The following is a 17775-nucleotide window of genomic DNA, read 5'->3' on the forward strand; positions in this document are numbered from 1 at the left end:
AGCTTAGCCCTTAAGTAAATTAGTTCTCAAGTAAAGAGTAACACGATGGAATTTGAATTTATTCGCAACACTCTAATGGGTGAATACTACGTGAAGTGCAGCATGGGGCATGAAATAGTAGGGCGCTGGCTGCAAGATGAAGTGGGTAATGACTGGCAAAAAATTGAACAGGTTGAGCAGCTTATAGTTCAAGCACTGACTAACCCTCAACAGGAACACTTTTTGTTAGGTAAAGAAATTAGTGTATCAATCCAAAGTGATGAAGTGACGGTGCAGGAAAATGTCTTGGCACATGGCGAAGAGCTGGATGATGGCAGTGAGTTTGATTTTTACGATTGTGAAAGTACCGCAAGTTGTGGCATTGACGACTTTTCTTTAGCGATTGAACAGTGGAAAAGTTTTCTCACTACTCGCTAGAATCTATTGTCGATAAGTTTGCTTTATATTCGTGAAAAAGCGCACCAGAGTGGTGCGCTTTTTTTATGTCTCGAACATCGATTTTGTTTCAAATTCTTTTAAAACAATCAGTTATAGAGTTGGCACGCCACTTGGATTGTAAGAGTAAAAAGGACAAAAGAGTTGAGAGAGGAAGCATGAAATTAATAAGCGCGATAATCAAACCATTCAAATTAGATGATGTACGTGAAGCACTTGCTGATGTTGGCATTGAAGGGATGACGGTATCTGAAGTAAAAGGTTTTGGTCGTCAAAAGGGACATACTGAGCTCTACCGAGGCGCAGAGTATCAAGTGGATTTTCTCCCTAAAGTGAAACTCGAAATAGCAACGCAAGCAGAGAATGTTGACCGAGTGATAGAAGCGGTGAGCAAGGCTGCTCACACAGGCAAGATCGGCGACGGCAAGATATTTGTCTATGACCTAAGCCAAGCCGTGCGAATTCGTACTGGTGAAATGGATACTGAAGCACTGTAAAACCCAAGGATTGGAGAACTATTATGGAATTATCACTGACGGTAAGCGAATTACGTTATGCACTCGACACCTTTTTCTTCCTCATTTCTGGTGCGCTTGTTATGTGGATGGCAGCCGGTTTTGCCATGTTAGAAGCGGGATTGGTTCGTTCTAAAAATACCACTGAAATTCTTACTAAGAACATCTGTCTATACGCCATTGCTTGTACCATGTATCTCATTGTCGGTTACAACATTATGTATGTTGATAATGGAGAAGGTGGTTGGTTACCTTCGTTCGGCGCACTGATAGGCACTCAAGCTGAAGGGGCGGATCACTCACTTGAGTCTGACTTTTTCTTCCAAGTTGTGTTTGTGGCGACGGCAATGTCGGTTGTTTCCGGTGCCGTTGCTGAACGTATGAAGCTTTGGTCTTTCCTAATTTTTTCAGCTGTTTTAACTGCATTTATTTACCCAATGGAAGGGTATTGGACTTGGGGTGGCGGCTTCTTATCACAAGCCGGTTTTAGTGACTTCGCAGGTTCAGGTATTGTACACATGGCTGGCGCTTCTGCTGCTCTTGCTGGGGTTTTACTACTGGGAGCTCGTAAAGGTAAATACGGCAAAAATGGCGAGATCTACCCAATCCCAGGCTCAAACATGCCATTAGCAACGCTCGGTACGTTTATTCTTTGGTTTGGTTGGTTTGGCTTTAACGGTGGCTCTCAGTTGATGGTTTCAGATTTTGAAAACGCCACGGCAGTGGGTCAAATCTTCTTAAACACCAATGCAGCGGCTGCCGCTGGTGCAATTGCGGCACTGCTTGTATGTAAAACGACGTGGGGCAAGGCTGATCTCACCATGATTCTAAATGGTGCTTTAGCTGGTTTAGTGGCTATCACAGCAGATCCGCTATCGCCGTCACCACTTTATTCATTGGCAATTGGTGCAGTGTCAGGTGTGCTGGTGGTCTTTAGTATTGTTGCTTTAGATAAACTGAGAATTGATGATCCAGTTGGAGCGATTTCAGTCCATGGTGTTTGTGGTTTGTTTGGCTTGATGGTGGTCCCTCTTAGTAACGTCGATGCAACATTTGGTGCACAGCTACTGGGTGCATTTGTTATCTTTGCTTGGGTATTTGGTGCCAGTCTTGTGGTATGGGCAGTGATTAAAGCCACCATTGGTATTCGCGTGACGGAAGATGAAGAGCTAGAAGGCATGGATATGCATGATTGTGGCGTAGGTGCTTATCCAGAATTTGTCTCATTGAAATAAAGTGTTACAAAGTCTTTACCGAAAAAACCTGCTTTAGTTAGCAGGTTTTTTGCTTTCAGCAATTGTAATCCAAAGGAAGATGAATATAATAACGCAACTGATAAACATTATCATTACAATTAAAGCGAAGGATTTCGATAATGAAAAAGCTGTTAACTCTATCTGCACTGGCTTGTGCAACTCTAGCCCCAACAGCAATGGCTGCTGATGAAGTGAACGTATACTCTTACCGTCAACCTTTCCTAGTTGAACCTATGTTCAACGAGTTCACTAAAGAAACTGGCATCAAAGTAAACGTGAAGTTTGCGAAAAAAGGTCTGGCCGAAAAATTGGTTCAAGAAGGCGAATATAGCCCGGCAGACGTTATTTTGACTGTGGATATCAGCCGCCTTTCAAACCTAACTGAAAAAGATTTGGTTCAACCGGTTAACAGCGACATTCTAGAAAAAAATATTCCTGCGCAATACCAAGATTCAGACAACGAGTGGTTTGCACTGACAACTCGTACTCGTAGCGTTTACTCTTCACGCGATCGCGTCGGCAAGTTAGGTGATGAATTCACTTATGCAGACCTTGCTAAGCCTGAGTTCAAAGGCAAAATCTGTACCCGTAGCGGTAAGCACCCATACAATGTTTCTCTAGTGTCAGCAATGATTGCAGAGAACGGTGAAGCGGCAACAAAAGAGTGGTTAGAAGGCGTTAAGTCAAACCTTGCTCGTAAGCCTCAAGGTAATGACCGAGCGCAAGTAAAAGCGATCAAAGAAGGTCTATGTGACGTTGCTTTAGGTAACAGCTACTACCTAGGTAAAATGGTTAACGATAAAGAGCAAAAAGCTTGGGCTGACGCGGTTTACATTAACTTCCCTAACCAAAATACCACAGGTACTCACGTAAACATCTCTGGTATGGCACTGGCTAAGTACTCGCCAAATAAAGAGAATGCAGTGAAGTTAATGGAGTTCCTTGCGGGCAACAAAGCGCAAAGCATGTACGCAGAAGTGAACTACGAATACCCAGTAAAAGCGGATGTAAAACCATCTGAGTTGGTGGCATCTTGGGGTGAATTTAAGGCAGACCCAATTTCTCTAGATGACATTGCTGATCATCATGAAGCAGCAATTAAACTATTAGATGAAGTGAAATTTGACCTTTAATCTCCGATAAGGGTATAAAAGACCCCTACTTTAATTAAGGAATATGAGATATGGCTACCACGGTAGTGGTATCTCATTCCGCCTGAAATGATTAGGCGATGAAAGAAAAAAGTTATTTTTGGAAAACCAGTAGCGGGGCGCTTACCTTGCTGCTGGTTTTGCCTATTTTTGCAATTTTTTTTACAGCTGTTGGTGAAACTAACGAGCTGTTTTCTCATTTGTTGTCGACAGTAATGCCTACTTACACCTTTAATACGGTGGCTCTTGCTGTGGGCGTTATGTTGTTGTCCCTACTATTTGGTATCCCATCCGCTTGGCTAATGGCGATGTGCCGCTTGCCGAGTGAAAAAATTCTGCAATGGGCGTTGGTTTTGCCACTGGCTATGCCGGGTTATATCGTTGGTTATATTTTTACCGATTGGTTTGATTTTGCTGGACCGATACAGATTGTTTTGCGCGATCTGATGGGGTGGCAAGCGGGGGATTATTGGTTCCCTGATATCCGAACTTTAGGTGGTGCGATAGTTGTATTAGCTTTGGTGCTCTATCCATATGTTTACCTACTCTGTCGTGCGGCATTTATGGAGCAAAACGTCTCCCTACTGCAATCTGCAAGGTTATTGAAGTGTTCTCCTTGGGAAAGCTTCTACCGTATCTCTTTGCCGTTAGTACGCCCTGCAATTGCTGTGGGCTTGTCTTTGGTGGCAATGGAGACCATTGGTGACTTTGGTACGGTAAGCTACTTTGCGGTAAATACACTGACGACGGCGGTTTACGATACGTGGCTAGGTTATTCAAGCTTAACGGCAGCGGCGAAAATCTCAGCCATTATGTTGGTGTTTGTGATTTTGCTGCTTTCCACCGAACGTTATAGCCGTCGCAAGCAGAAGTTGTTTCAAAATCACTTCAGCAGCCGTGAAGATTTTCGTTATGAATTGCATGGCTGGAAAAAATGGCTGGCGCTGGTGTGGTGTTGGGGCTTAGTGTCGGTTGCGTTTCTTTTCCCTCTTGGTCAGCTACTGATCTATGCCTATAAATATTTTGCTCAAAGTTGGACTGCTGAGTTTCAACAATACGCACTTAATAGTTTGTATGTCTCACTGACAGCCGCAGTAATTGCCGTAGCGATAGCTTTAGTGGTTAACTTTTATCAACGTTTATCCGCTAAGCGAACAGCGGTGGCGTTTATGCGTCTATCTTCGCTCGGTTATGCAGTACCGGGAACGGTACTGGCGATTGGTGTGATGGTGCCGGTGTTGTTTATGGACCACTTGGTGAATGACATTGCCAAAGCGATGGAGTGGGGGCGTCCAGGTCTGATTTTCTCAGGCTCGATGTTTGCCATTATTTTTGCACTGGTGGTGCGTTTTTCAGCGGTGGCAATTGGCAGCATTGAAAGTGGTTTAAGTAAGGTTTCACCATCACTCGATATGGCCTCGCGCACCATGGGATGTAACTCGAACCAAATGTTGCGTAGAGTGCATTTACCATTAATTCGTCGTGGTGCTTTGATTGCGGCTCTATTAGTATTTATTGAGTCAATGAAAGAACTCAATGCCTCTTTGTTGCTGCGCCCGTTCAACTTTGAGACACTGGCGACATACGTTTATAACTTCGCTTCCGATGAACATCTTGAATTAGCCGCTATGCCCGCAGTCCTTCTGGTACTGGTGGGGCTGGTTCCTTTGGTGTTGGTCAACCGTTCATTAGAGCAGGAACATTGATGAGCTGTGCACTTTCTATAAATAACCTTACCTGTAAATATGATGAGCAAACGACCATCTTAAAAGAGCTTTCTTTGCAAGTTGAACAAGGTGAAATTGTCTGTCTGTTGGGGGCGAGTGGTTGTGGTAAAACTACCTTACTCAAAGCCATCGCCGGTCTATTACCGCTAAGTTCTGGGTCGATGAAACTTAACTGTATGACCATTGATGATGGTGAAAACTGGACGCCACCAGAGCTGCGTAATATCGGTATGATTTTCCAAGATTACGCCCTGTTCCCGCACTTAACCGTAGAGCAAAACGTTGCTTTTGGCTTGAGGGATATGGCGATCAGTGAGCAAAAAGCCAAAGTGCAGCAGATGCTTGAACTGGTTCATTTGGAACAGTTTGGTGAGCGTTATCCGCATCAGCTATCTGGTGGACAGCAGCAACGTGTAGCGATTGCTCGCTCATTGGCCTACAAGCCAGATTTACTGTTACTAGATGAACCATTCTCTAATATTGATACCCAGGTTCGTCATGAGCTGATTGGTGAAATCCGTAAGCTATTTAAGCAGCAGGGCGTGACGGCAATTTTCGTGACTCATAGTCGTGAGGAAGCGTTTGCTTTTGCCGATAAAATGGCGGTGATGCACCATGGTGTGATTGAGCAATATGGTACGGCAAGTGAGTTGTACTATCAGCCTTCCAGTAAATTCGTAGCAGATTTCTTAGGCGGCGGGAGCTATCTTAGCGCTAAGCGAGTGTCTGAAACTGAGTTTGAAACTGAGCTGGGCATAGTTGAAGCGACAGCTCAACAAGCGATAGAAATTGCCGAGCAATGTGAATTGTTACTTCGCCCTCAGCATGTCCAAATTAGTGCCGAAGAAGAGAGCGCAGTGGTGGTTATAGAGCAACAATTTATGGGCGATCATTGTCGATATGTTATTGATGCTCACGGTAACAAGCTATTTGCGAGCTCTTCAGAGCCTTTGGATATTGGGCAAAGAGTGGCAGTTAAAGTGGAAACTCAGGGCATTTTAGCGTTCTAAGTATTCGCTAACGAAATTCGCTGACCGCCATTGAGATAGGTGGTGCAAGCCACACGTAATAACGAGGTGAAGTTGCCTACTTCACCTCGTTTATCTATCACTTCGTTGTAAATACGAGTGAGAAATTCAGCAACGGTTATGCCCGCTTCTGCGGCAATATCATCAATCACTTTCCAAAATACCGCTTCAAGTCGAATACTGGTCACGACCCCGTCAATGCGCACGGACTTCGCTTTTAATTCAAACAGTTCCACTTCGGTTCCAGAATAAATTTCACACATCACTTACACCACTTAGTATCCCTTAACTTTAGCTTAAAGGTTTTTGTTCAAAACGCATTACGCCTTTGGTCTAAGTGATTAGCTAGGGCAGCAGTTGGTTGAATTGAGCAAGCCAAGCTGGGTGCGCTGGCCAAGCTGGCGCGGTGACAAATTGCCCAGAAGTAATCGCTTGATCCATCTCCAATTCAATGTAGTTAGCTCCTGCAAGAGCAACCTCAGGAGCACAGGCAGGATAAGCCGAGATATCAACCCCCTCAATGATGTTTGCTGCTGTTAGCAGTTGAGCACCATGACAAATGGCACCGATTGGTTTGACGTCTTGATAGAAGGCTTGCACTAAGCAAATCACTTGCGGGTTGAGTCTTAGGTACTCCGGGGCCCTGCCTCCCGGTAGCAGCAAGGCATCATATTGAGTGGAATGCACAGTATTAAAACTTTGATTGAGAGTGAAGTTATGACCGACTTTTTCTGTGTAGGTTTGGTCCCCTTCAAAGTCGTGAATCGCAGTTTTGATTTGCTCACCTTTTTGTTTATCAGGGCACACGACACTGACGTCATGACCAAGCATTGAAAGTGCTTGGAATGGCACCATCAGCTCATAATCTTCGACAAAATCGCCTGCGATAATCAGTACTCTTGCCATGTGGTCTCTCCTTCTGTAATTGGAGAAGTTAAATTAACAATTTATTTACACTTGGTGGTAGCAATGGAGTACTACAAAGAAAAGGAAATAAAAAAGCCCAGCGGATTGCTGGGCAAGAGCTCTTCACCTATAGGGTGCTCGTGGAGCTTGGTAAAGCTTATAGCTGCAGAAAATCTTTCATCTGCTGCACGATATGTTCAGCTGTCGGCTGATCAGCCATTTCAGCGAAAATACGTAGCAAAGGTTCAGTACCTGAGAAACGAGCGATTACCCAGCCACCATTCTTGAAGTAGACTTTAGCGCCATCTTCATAGCTAACTTTGTCGATCTCAAACTCAAATTCAGGTAACTGTTTTTCTACGTAGATTTTATCGTAGAGAGCTTGTTTCACTGTGGGTTTGAATTTGCAGTCACCTTCTGCCGTGTAGGCATAGCCGTACTTGGCGTAGATTTCATCGAGCATTTCCGACAGTTTCTTGCCGGTTACCGAGATCATTTCCACTAGTAGGCTTGAGGCAAAAACGCCGTCTTTTCCTTTGATGTGGCCACGAATGGTTAAACCACCTGAGCTTTCGCCACCAATTAGTGAGTCATCGGCTTCCATTTGTGAGCTAATGTGCTTAAAGCCTACTGGAACCTCAAAGCTATTTTCACCATGATCGGCAGCGATTTTGTCGAGAATATGTGTGGTTGCGATATTGCGTACCACCGAGCCTTTCCAGCCTTTATATTCAAGCAAGTAGTAATACAGCAGGATCAGCACCTCATTCGGATGAATAAAGTGACCTTTTTCGTCAACAATGCCAAGGCGGTCTGCATCACCATCAGTACCAATACCAATGTCATACCCTTCATGAGCAACAAGGTGCATTAATCGATACAGTGTTGCGGCATTAGGTGAAGGCATTAGCCCACCAAAATCTGGGTTCTTTTCATCATGAATCACGTCAACTTCACAGCGACCATTAATCAAAACCGTTTGCAGTGCGTTTTTAGCCACACCAAACATAGGATCGATTAAGACACGTAAGTTGGCTTTTTTGATCGCTTCGATATCAATAAAGTTGATGATCGAGTCAACGAACTCGTTCATTGGGTAGATAATTTCAATTAACTTGTCATCAACGGCTTGTTCAAAGTCGACACTTTTTACTTCAGCTAAGGTGAGAGTGGCAACTTGCAGTTCAATTTTTTGCGTAATGATTTCATCCGCATCACGACCACCTTCGATAAATACTTTGATACCGTTGTAGTCCGCCGGGTTATGTGAAGCGGTGATGCATGCCGAGTAAGCACAGTTCATCTCTTTGGCTTTAAACATCACGATAGGGGTCGGTACGAATTTGTCGATAAAGCTGACTTTCACCCCGTTCGCCGCTAGGACTTCAGCAAACCAGCAGCCTGCTTTGTCAGAAAGAAATCGGCGGTCATAGCCAATAACAAAACCGCGATCAGCGACGTGCTCATCATTAATAATATTGGCAACCGCTTGGGCAACTAGACGAACATTGTCCTTGGTAAACTCTTCACCAATAAAGGCGCGCCAGCCACCTGTACCAAATTGGATCATGGGATCTTCCTTAGAAAGTAGGGCAGCCCCGAGGAGCTGCCCTTCGGTTTAGCCTAGTGTAACCACTACGTCGTTGATACTGCCATCTGCTTGAACAGGAATAGCACTGCTATTCACTGGCTCGCCGTTTAGCGTAATAGACTTCACGCCTTTGCTCACAGAGTTAGGGTTAACAACTTTGATATTGTAAGTGGCACCTAACCATTGGCGAGTGACTTCAAAGCCTGGCCAATTAGTTGGGATACAAGGATCGATTGTAAGACCGTCGAAACCCGTACGCACACCCAAGATAAAGTTCGTTACCGCAAAGTAAGCCCAACCTGAAGTACCGGTTAACCATGGGTGGTTTGCACGACCATGGTCTTGATGGTCACGCCCCATCACAAACTGTACGTATGAATATGGTTCAGCAATACGCTTCTCAATGATGTCGTTTTGGTTGTATGGGTTAAGTGCATCGTAGAACTTCATTGCACGGTCACCACGTCCCAATTTTGCTTCCGCTACCCATGCCCATGGGTTTGGATGAGAGAAAATGGCACCATTTTCTTTTACGCCTTGGTAAACACGGGTAACAAAGCCGATATCATCATTTGGTGTCGCGAATGATGGCGAGTTGAGGTGCAAGCCGTATTCAGAGAAGAGATTTTCATCAACTGAATCCATCGCACGTTCACCGCGCTCTTGTGAGACCGCGCCAGACAATACCGCGAGAGTATTTGACTCAAGGTGCACACGACCTTCTGCTTGTTGTGCGGTACCAATCTTGTCACCGTTCTTCGTTAGACCACGGATGTACCAGCCGCCTTCATCATCCCAAAGGTGTGTTTCACACGCTTCGCGAACGTTAGCTGCCATTTCAGTGTATTTCTCAACATCCGCTTCCTTACCTAGGTATTTCGCTAGGTCGATAAACTCTTGCAGCGCCCAGAAGTGTAGGAACGAGACCATTGAAGACTCGCCGCCACCTAGGTTGAGACAGTCGTTCCAGTCTGCGCGCAGACCTTTACAAATACCGGTTTGACCCACGTACTCAGCCGAGAAATCAAGTGCGGCTTTCATGTGATCGTATACAGTGGCATCACCGCCGTCAGCGTATGGGAAGACTTCGTTGAAGAAGCTGTGCTCACCAGTTTCCATGACGTATTTACAAATGGTCGGTACGAGCCATAAGTGATCGTCAGAACAGGTATCTTCAATACCGTGGATCTTATCTTCATCAGAAGGAGTAGGAACAACCGTTGGTGATTTAGATGGTTTCACATCGGCTTTTTCTGGATCAAACCAATCAGGATCGAATAGGTGTAGACCGTAGCCCGCTTTCACCTGACCGCGCAGTAGGTCAACGATACGCTTACGGGTCATTGCTGGGTTAGCATGAGGTACAGAGATCGCGTCTTGCGCAGTATCGCGGTAACCCAGACCAGTACGACCACCTACTTCGATGAAAGATGCAAAGCGAGACCAGACCACACAGGTTTCTGCTTGGTATAGAGTCCACGCGTTGATCATGGTATCTAGCCCTTCATTTGGCGATTTCACTTGGAACTTGCTACAACGCTCATCCCAGTGTGCTTTGATGCCAGCGAATGCGTTGTCTACTTCTGCTAGATCTTGGTACTTAGTACGCAGACGCTCACCGTTGCCTTTACCAATACCTAAGATGTAAGCGAAGCGAACTTCTTCACCTGGTTGGATAGTGAATTGCTTGTGCAGAGAACCACAGTGGTTGTAGCAAGTTTGCGCGGTGTTGAAACATTTGCCTTGCTCTACTGCTAGTGGGTTTGCTTCGTCACGGTATAGACCGAGGAAGCTGTCACGTTGACCGTCGTATGAATCTGGATCAAACGTTGAAGCTAAGTAGTAGAAACCTTCAAAATCGTTAGTGTTGTAGTACAAGTCGTACTCAATCACGCCTTGGTTGTACGATGTCCCCGCAGAGTACAGAGACATTTGATGGTTTTGGTTGTCAGATTGAATGTGGCTGAACGAGAACTCAACAAATGAGAATGCACTGATGGTACGCGCCTTATCAGATGTATTCTTGATCACGACATCCCAAACTTCAGCATCTTCACCTTTAGGCACAAATAGAGTTTTAGTCGCTTCAATGCCGTTGTAGTCACACTTAAATTTAGAGTAAGAGAGACCGTGGCGAACTTCGTAGCTTGCCTCATCAAGGCTTTTTGCTACGGGTTGCCATGAAATCGACCAGTAATCTCCCGTCTCATCATCACGTAAGTATACGTAATGCCCTGGACGATCAAATGTCGCGTTCGGGCGAAACTTAGTGACGCGATTGTATTCAGGTGAATTGTAGAAAGAGTAGCCGCCAGCGTTGTGCGAAATTACAGTACAGAATTTTTCTGTACCTAGGTAGTTCGTCCATGGTGCTGGCACGTCTGGGCGTGTGATGACATATTCACGATTGTCATTATCGAAATAGCCGTATTTCATCTTAATTTCCTTTTTTACCAAGCCACTCTTAGGTGGTTAAAAATATAAAGCTAGAGAAAACTACTAACAGTGCGTTGTTGAATGGTGCCTATTAGCTGTTATTTGTTTTTCCACGGTTGACGGTATTTGATGCTTTGTCTGTCTAATAGCGGCAAATGTCCTTTCAAACGGGATAAGTAATCAGTCCAATCTCGCTGAGATTTGTCAGTCCAGCAGGCTTCTGCCATCGCGGTTAAACGAGGGAAAACCATATAATCCATGCGTTTTTGATGGGTGATAATTTCGCACCATAGCGCACATTGAATGCCTAAAATGCGTTTACGAATTGGGTCGCTATCCGGGATCGCTTTTAATGGCTCATAGTGATAAGCACTTTCCAATGGAATGGTGCTAGCCCAATCTACGCCTGGCTCGTCAGGTGAATAATCTTGAGTCATATCCAAATAGGTGTATTGCGCCGGTTGCAAGATCACATCGAAACCTTGGCTTGCGCAGTTTAGTGCGGCTTCTTCACTCAACCATGAGTAAATGACGGTGTCTTTACTGACCTTATTGCCGTGTTGAGCTTCTTCCCAGCCCACCATTCGTTTGCCCAGTGCTTGCAAATGTTTTTCAGCATGACGTAGTAGGTGACCTTGTAGATCTTTACTACTGTGGTAACCGTGTTGCGCCATGAGTACTTTGCAACTTGGGCTATTCACCCAAACCCCATCGGGGACCTCATCCGCTCCAATATGAATCCAAGGTGATGGAAACAGCTCGGCAACTTCAGTTAGTACGGTATCTAAAAACTGATACGTCCCTTCTAAGGCTGGCGACAATACATTGTCGTTGTAGTGCTGGATGCTGCGGTATTGAGATTGATCTTGAGTATCTTGTAAAAGGTGCGGCAGGGCTTTCAATGCCGCACGACAATGACCGGGAATATCAATTTCAGGGATCACGGTAATGCCACGCTCTGCGGCAAAACTGATCACTTGACGGATTTCATCTTGGCTGTAGTAACCTTCATGGACATCATTGAGGGTACTAAATTGTGGTACCAGCTCCATGTCTACACCGCGTCGGGCACCAATCTCTGTTAATTCAGGGAAGGCTTTAATTTCAATTCGCCAACCTTCATCGTCGGTTAAATGCCAATGGAAGTGGTTGAACTTGTAGTGTGCCAAGTGGTTGATGAGTCGTTTTACACGCTCAACTGAATGAAAATGGCGTGCGCAATCAAGCATCATGCCTCGATAACGAAAGCGTGGTCTGTCAGCAATGCGTATGCATGGCACTTTCAGCGTATTGCTTTGCTCGGTCACTTCAACTAACTGCAACAAAGTTGCGCTAGCATGAACAAAGCCTGCGGCTGACCCCGCTTCAAGGCGAATGCCATTCCCGCTCACCGTCAAAATGTACTCGCCCTCATCTAGGGTCGGGTTGTCGCGGAACAACATGTCACTGTGACCAATGGGGTTGGTCTTAAAATCATAAAGTGACTCCAATTCAACTTGTAACCAAGTCGCGGCTTTTTCTGCACGAATTGACTGCAAGGTGATTTGGCTGTTGGGTGATAACAGATAATGACCTTCTTGCAGATCCACTTTATTGGGTTTTGGAACTAGAGCTAACTGACAGGCTTCAACTTCGGGCAGCTCACTGCGCTCTCGGTACGGAGAAGCCAGTGCTATTGGTGTCACAACAACGGGATGTTTTATTTCCCCATCGCATTCCAGAACTAAGGCGTCTTTAAAACCATCAGTGTAGTAACGCAGTGGCGCAGTATTGATGCTGAATTCACAGTAATAGTGTTGGTTGGCTTTTAGCGTCGACACTTCAGGTGTGACGGTACAAAAGCTACCAATTTGTTCGATATCACCATTGGTAAAGCTATCAGGCAGAATATAGCGATCGATAATAAACTGCAGTTTCCAGTTGATGAGATCTTGATCTGACAAGTTATGTAAGGTCGCGCCAAATCGACAGAATTGTTTCTGCTCGGAGAGTACGGTGAGATCAATGCGGTAGCTCATATCTACAGATCCTTAATACAGATTGTGCTCAGCGCTACCAGCCATCATGATTGCACCCTCAATGGCATCGAACTGAGGTTTTACAATCCATTGTTGCGCTGGTGGCGACAACCAATCTTGAATGCGTTCGGCGATGCTGCCCATTAAACAAATGCGCGTAGCACCTTTGTTGTTTAATGCGATGAGAAACATTTCGATATCGGCAGCGGTTTGTTTGAGCATAGAGATAGCGAGAGCGTCGCCGTTAAAGGCATGCTCGAATATTGCTGGAGAAAACTGACCGTAGTCTTTAGGAATCGCCCCTTTTGACCACTCAACAATGGCATCAACATCGTTGTTGAAGTGATTCAATACATGCTCTGCGAGTGGTGTTTTTTCAACGATACCGTCATAAGCCAATAGCACTTGTTGGATCAGGCGTAGCCCCATGACTGCGCCACCGCCTTGATCGGAGATAGGAAACTCACGACCACCAACCACATGTTGCTGACCTGACTGCAAGAAAATGCCACAAGAGCCTGTGCCGCCAATCATGATCGCGCCGTCATCGCCATTATGAGCACCAAGACAAGCACCGTAAGCATCGGTATTGAGCACTAATGAGGCAAATGGGTGAGGTTGAGCCATAAAGGCGAGCCAAGAATTTTTATGTTCGGCACCCGCTAGGGCTAAACCGACATGCATTTGTGCGAAATTATCTTTACTCAATCCGCCTTGTTTAGCGGCTTGTGTAATGGCTTCAATAATGGAAGCCATGGCAATTTCAGCACCCAGCATAATATTGGCGCTACCGCTTTTGGCTTCACCAATTAAATTGTTCTGCTCATCGCGAATCCTTGCTCGGCAAGAGGTGCCTCCGCCATCAATACCAACCTGGTATAGCGTCATATCTTTAGTCCTTTATGCGGTCAAAATGGTTAAATTGACAAATGATGGCAAGCAAATACCACGCTCCGTGAGGAATCCATTGCTCACCCCATCGCCAGTTTTGCAACATGTCATCTTTCTGATTTGCCGGATTAAAGGCGATATCTTCCTCGTCCTCAAATCCGCCAGTAATGCCGTTGCAAACACCACCTTTGGCATTAAAGAAGCCTAAGTGAGGAAGGTAATCAGGGTTGTTGTGACCAAATCCATCGAGCATGCACATATCGTATGGGTTCTGCCCAACGATCCAGTTCAATGCATTTTGTGCAAACTCGTTGAGTTGTTTTTGTTGGTAGCTGTCTTGAATAAAGGGCTGAGCAATAAAGGCCATGGTCGCAAGTGAGGCTAAACGTGCGTTTTCACCTTGCCACCAGTAACCAGTCTCATTATCGTGCGCGACAAAGAACGCAGAGCGTTTTTCGCCATTGACGGGTTTCACATATTGGCGTGGGTAGCCAAATGGGTTGGCAACTTGCTGAGTAATTGTCAGCTCAAAATCTACTGCTTGGGTAACAACTTGAGTCACTGCGTCAATGGCTGTGGAGTCTTGTTCGATGGCGAGGTATTCACACAATGCAATCACAGGTAAGCCTGCTTCAGCGGCGTGGAAGTAAGGGCGTGAACCATTTCGATTAGCAGACCAATAATGATTAATATGCTCATCAGAGGTTTGTCGCTCTGATAAGCGCTTTGCCCATACGCGGCTTTCTGCTAGATACACGTCATTTTTACTGGCTTTATACAGTTCAACGACCGCCAGTAGCGCACAATATTCATCAATGATGTTCTCTTCGCCATCATTGATGTAATGGTTATTCATCTCTTTAAGATGCCAGTAGCCTTTTTCTGCCGCTTGTAAGTAGTCTTTAGATGAGTGCTCACCATCAACGCCAATCGTGGCAGATTTCGCTAGGGCTGCGATTGCGACACCACCACCTTGTCTAAAGCCTGCGTGGTAATCTTCAGACTTATGGCCTTGTTGAGTTGCGTAGGCACAAATCTCACGCTGTTTGATATCTTTTGACCATTTATCAAACACGGTCATATAGAAGAAACCATCAGGGTTTTGCATACGCATTAAAAAGTCAGCGCCGAACAGGGCTTCTTCCACTAAACGAACCGATGAGTATTGTGCGAATTTTTCGTTATGACCGACTAGCTCTAACCCTTTGAGCATATTCCACACCACCATCGGTGTTTGCTGTGGATTAAAGTAGTTAGCGTAAGAGAGGTGGCTGAGGTACTTGCTTACGTCACCAGATGCATCATACCAACCACCACGAGCATCAATAGTTTGCTCGCTGCCAAGAATAGGGACCTGTTGGTCTTGTTTATCAAAAATACCGCCGCAACGCTGTGATTTAAAATAGTGCAACACGTCGGAAAAAGTTCGTTGCATCAGTACGCCAGTACCAATTTCAAATACTTCTGAACGAATGTTATCGAAGCGCAGATAGTAGCGCCCAGGTTTTTCAAATGGAGAGAAATCAATGCGAAAAAAATTCCCTTGGTGCCAATGTGCGACTTTTCCGCCCTTATTGACTTCCATAGACGCAACAGTTTGATGACTGTCAGCACACACCAGTAAGGCAGTGGTAGTGGACAGGCGAGGCTTTCTCGTCATCAGTACAGCCTGTTTAGGCCCAAGGGATTCATAACCAATATGGTTAGTAACTAGCAGCATTGCTGTCTCCGCAAAAATGGTGGTAATAACATCAGTCAGATGATGAGAGCCAAGAGCGATATCTCTTGGCTCATTGGCGCTTAATCTTCGTAAAGGTAACAACGCACAAAATGGTTCTCAGACAGTTGTGTTACGCCTGGCAGACGCTCACGACACTTGTTTGTGACATGAGTACAACGACCAGCAAACGGACAACCGACAGAGTTTGGTGTCCAAAGAGGGATATCCCCCTTATTGCCCTTAAGCTGTTCATGAATGGATTTGCTTGGATCAGGCACGGCAGAAACCAATAGCTGCGTGTATGGGTGTTGAGGGTCATGGATGATCTCCTCGGTATCACCCCATTCAACCATGTGCCCAACGTACATCACTGAGATATCTTCGGCGATATAACGTGCAGTGGCGATGTCGTGCGTGATGTAAAGCAAAGACATTTGCTTTTCGAACTTCATCTCTTCCATAAGGTTAAGCACGCCAGCACGGATCGAAACATCAAGCATTGAGGTTGGTTCATCCGCTAGCACTACTTCTGCACCAACGGCGATGTTGCGTGCCAAGTTAATACGTTGACGCTGACCACCAGAAAGCTGATGCGGGAATTTTTCCGCGGTCTCTTTTGGTGGGATTAGACCAACCTGTTCAAGTAGATCGTATACGCGCTCTTCCAGTTCTTTCTTGTTACCCGGTTTCACTTTTTTGTGAATAAGCAGCGGGCGTGCAATGTGGTGGAAGATATTGTGAGTTGGATTTAGCGAGCCGAATGGGTCTTGCCACACCATTTGCACCCCTTCACGGTAGCGCATTAAGTCCGCTTTTGAATTGATATCAAGAATGTCACGCCCCTTATACTCAATGGTGCCTGAGGTCGGTGCGTACATTTTTGCGATCATCTTAGCGGTGGTTGATTTACCTGAACCAGACTCTCCCACGACAGCCAATCCACGGCTTTTGTACATTTTGAATGACACGTCGTTAATCGCACGCATCATCGGTTGTTTAAGGGCATTACTACTGATAGGGAAATCCTTAATTAGATTTTTACCCTCTACCAGTAGGTCGCCGTACTGTTTGCTCATAATTGTCTCCAGAAATTTTGTAGTTTTGCTTTTTTACATTGCTAGATCTTGGTCTGGGCAATTGGCTCACCGTATAGGTGGCAGTTAGATAAGCGATTTGGCTCAATCTCTCTCAGATGAGTGGCAACTTGAGTACATTTGTCATGTACACGGTCGCAACGAGCTTGGAAACGGCAGCCTTGTGGTACTTCAAGTAGGTTTAACGGGTTACCTGGAATACCGGTCAACTTAGTTTTTGGCCCTGTGAGAGGAGGGAATGAGCTACCCAACCCTTTGGTGTAAGGGTGATATGGGCTGGTTAAAATTTCCTTCGAAGGAGCAACTTCAATTAACTCACCTGAATACATGATGCCGATACGGTCTGAGAACTCGACCATCAATGACAGGTCGTGTGTAATAAACAGAATCGAGAAGCCGAACTCTTCTTTCAGTGCGTAAATCTTCTGTAGAATTTCACGCTGAACGACAACATCCAATGCAGTGGTTGGTTCATCCATGATGATCATCTTTGGATTCAGAGCCAGAGCTATTGCAATAACGAGACGCTGACGCATACCACCCGAGAACTGGTGTGGGTAGTCAGTCAAACGATTAGGGTGAATATCAACAATTTCAAGTAGACCTTCAGCGCGTTTGCGGGCTTGCTCACGGGTCATATTGGTATGACGCATGATGACGTCGCAGAACTGCTCTTCCATTGTTAGAACAGGGTTTAACGCGTTCATTGCACTTTGGAATACCATCGACATCTCGCTCCAACGGAACGATTGCATGCGCTCATCACTGTATTCCAAGATGTTCTCGCCGTTGAAGATAACCTCACCACCAGTGATAAATGCGGGCGGCTTATGTAAACGCATAAGCGAGAAGGCAACAGTTGATTTACCACATCCTGATTCACCAGCTAGGCCAAATACCTCGCCTGGTGCGATATCAAAGCTGACGTTGTTACAAGCTCGGACATCGCCCGAGGCTGTAATGTAGTCAACGCAAAGGTTGCGGATAGAAATTAGTGGTGCAGTCAT

Annotated in this window: 15 protein-coding genes; 6 read left to right on the forward strand and 9 right to left on the reverse strand. The window is 45.5% G+C overall.

The genetic code is table 11. The features are described from left to right. The first annotated feature begins 45 nt into the window (after nt 1-45). From H2O73_RS07535 to H2O73_RS07560, 6 genes are all read left to right on the forward strand, one after another. On the forward strand, nt 46-417 hold the full coding sequence (locus H2O73_RS07535; protein ID WP_182108202.1) for a YacL family protein: 372 nt from the start codon (nt 46-48) through the stop codon (nt 415-417). 176 nt (nt 418-593) lie between these two features. Next, nucleotides 594-932 (forward strand): P-II family nitrogen regulator, encoded by a 339-nt coding sequence (gene glnK, locus H2O73_RS07540; protein WP_182108205.1) that lies wholly within the window; start codon nt 594-596, stop codon nt 930-932. 23 nt (nt 933-955) lie between these two features. Beyond that, nucleotides 956-2185 carry an ammonium transporter gene (locus H2O73_RS07545; protein ID WP_182108207.1) on the forward strand — a complete coding sequence of 410 codons (1230 nt, stop codon included), beginning with the start codon at nt 956-958 and terminating at the stop codon, nt 2183-2185. Nucleotides 2186-2325: 140 nt separating this feature from the next. Beyond that, entirely contained in the window at nt 2326-3339 is a 1014-nt protein-coding gene (locus tag H2O73_RS07550; RefSeq protein WP_182108209.1) for a Fe(3+) ABC transporter substrate-binding protein, read from the forward strand. A 98-nt stretch (nt 3340-3437) separates the two neighbouring features. Beyond that, nucleotides 3438-5063: an ABC transporter permease gene (locus H2O73_RS07555; RefSeq protein ID WP_182108211.1), complete on the forward strand. Its 1626-nt coding sequence runs from the start codon at nt 3438-3440 to the stop codon at nt 5061-5063. Next, nucleotides 5063-6094, forward strand: coding sequence for an ABC transporter ATP-binding protein (locus H2O73_RS07560; protein ID WP_182108213.1), 1032 nt, complete (start codon nt 5063-5065; stop codon nt 6092-6094). The genes H2O73_RS07555 and H2O73_RS07560 overlap by 1 nt, the downstream gene beginning before the upstream one ends. Here the strand turns inward: H2O73_RS07560 and H2O73_RS07565 are convergent. The 9 genes from H2O73_RS07565 to H2O73_RS07605 form a co-directional block, all read right to left on the reverse strand. Continuing rightward, on the reverse strand, nt 6091-6375 hold the full coding sequence (locus H2O73_RS07565; RefSeq protein ID WP_182108215.1) for a ribbon-helix-helix domain-containing protein: 285 nt from the start codon (nt 6373-6375) through the stop codon (nt 6091-6093). The genes H2O73_RS07560 and H2O73_RS07565 overlap by 4 nt on opposite strands. A gap of 82 nt (nt 6376-6457) precedes the next feature. Continuing rightward, on the reverse strand, nt 6458-7018 hold the full coding sequence (locus tag H2O73_RS07570; RefSeq protein ID WP_182108217.1) for a DJ-1/PfpI family protein: 561 nt from the start codon (nt 7016-7018) through the stop codon (nt 6458-6460). A gap of 157 nt (nt 7019-7175) precedes the next feature. Then, on the reverse strand, nt 7176-8588 hold the full coding sequence (locus H2O73_RS07575) for a phosphoglucomutase/phosphomannomutase family protein (protein WP_182108219.1): 1413 nt from the start codon (nt 8586-8588) through the stop codon (nt 7176-7178). Between the two features lie 48 nt (nt 8589-8636). Continuing rightward, the gene (locus H2O73_RS07580; RefSeq protein ID WP_182108221.1) at nt 8637-11045 is read right to left on the reverse strand and encodes a glycoside hydrolase family 94 protein; all 2409 of its coding nucleotides are present in this window, start codon (nt 11043-11045) and stop codon (nt 8637-8639) included. Nucleotides 11046-11143: 98 nt separating this feature from the next. After that, entirely contained in the window at nt 11144-13063 is a 1920-nt protein-coding gene (locus H2O73_RS07585) for a beta-N-acetylhexosaminidase (RefSeq protein ID WP_182108222.1), read from the reverse strand. 12 nt (nt 13064-13075) lie between these two features. Beyond that, nucleotides 13076-13951 carry a glucosamine kinase nucleotide-binding domain-containing protein gene (locus H2O73_RS07590; RefSeq protein WP_182108224.1) on the reverse strand — a complete coding sequence of 292 codons (876 nt, stop codon included), beginning with the start codon at nt 13949-13951 and terminating at the stop codon, nt 13076-13078. A 4-nt stretch (nt 13952-13955) separates the two neighbouring features. After that, nucleotides 13956-15674, reverse strand: a complete 1719-nt coding sequence (locus H2O73_RS07595) for a glycoside hydrolase family 9 protein (protein ID WP_182108226.1) — start codon at nt 15672-15674, stop codon at nt 13956-13958. A gap of 80 nt (nt 15675-15754) precedes the next feature. Beyond that, entirely contained in the window at nt 15755-16750 is a 996-nt protein-coding gene (locus H2O73_RS07600; RefSeq protein WP_182108228.1) for an ABC transporter ATP-binding protein, read from the reverse strand. Nucleotides 16751-16791: 41 nt separating this feature from the next. Continuing rightward, nucleotides 16792-17775: an ABC transporter ATP-binding protein gene (locus tag H2O73_RS07605; RefSeq protein ID WP_182108230.1), complete on the reverse strand. Its 984-nt coding sequence runs from the start codon at nt 17773-17775 to the stop codon at nt 16792-16794.

Origin of the sequence: Vibrio marinisediminis, assembly GCF_014050145.1 — a bacterium.
Classification (GTDB): Bacteria; Pseudomonadota; Gammaproteobacteria; order Enterobacterales; family Vibrionaceae; genus Vibrio; species Vibrio marinisediminis.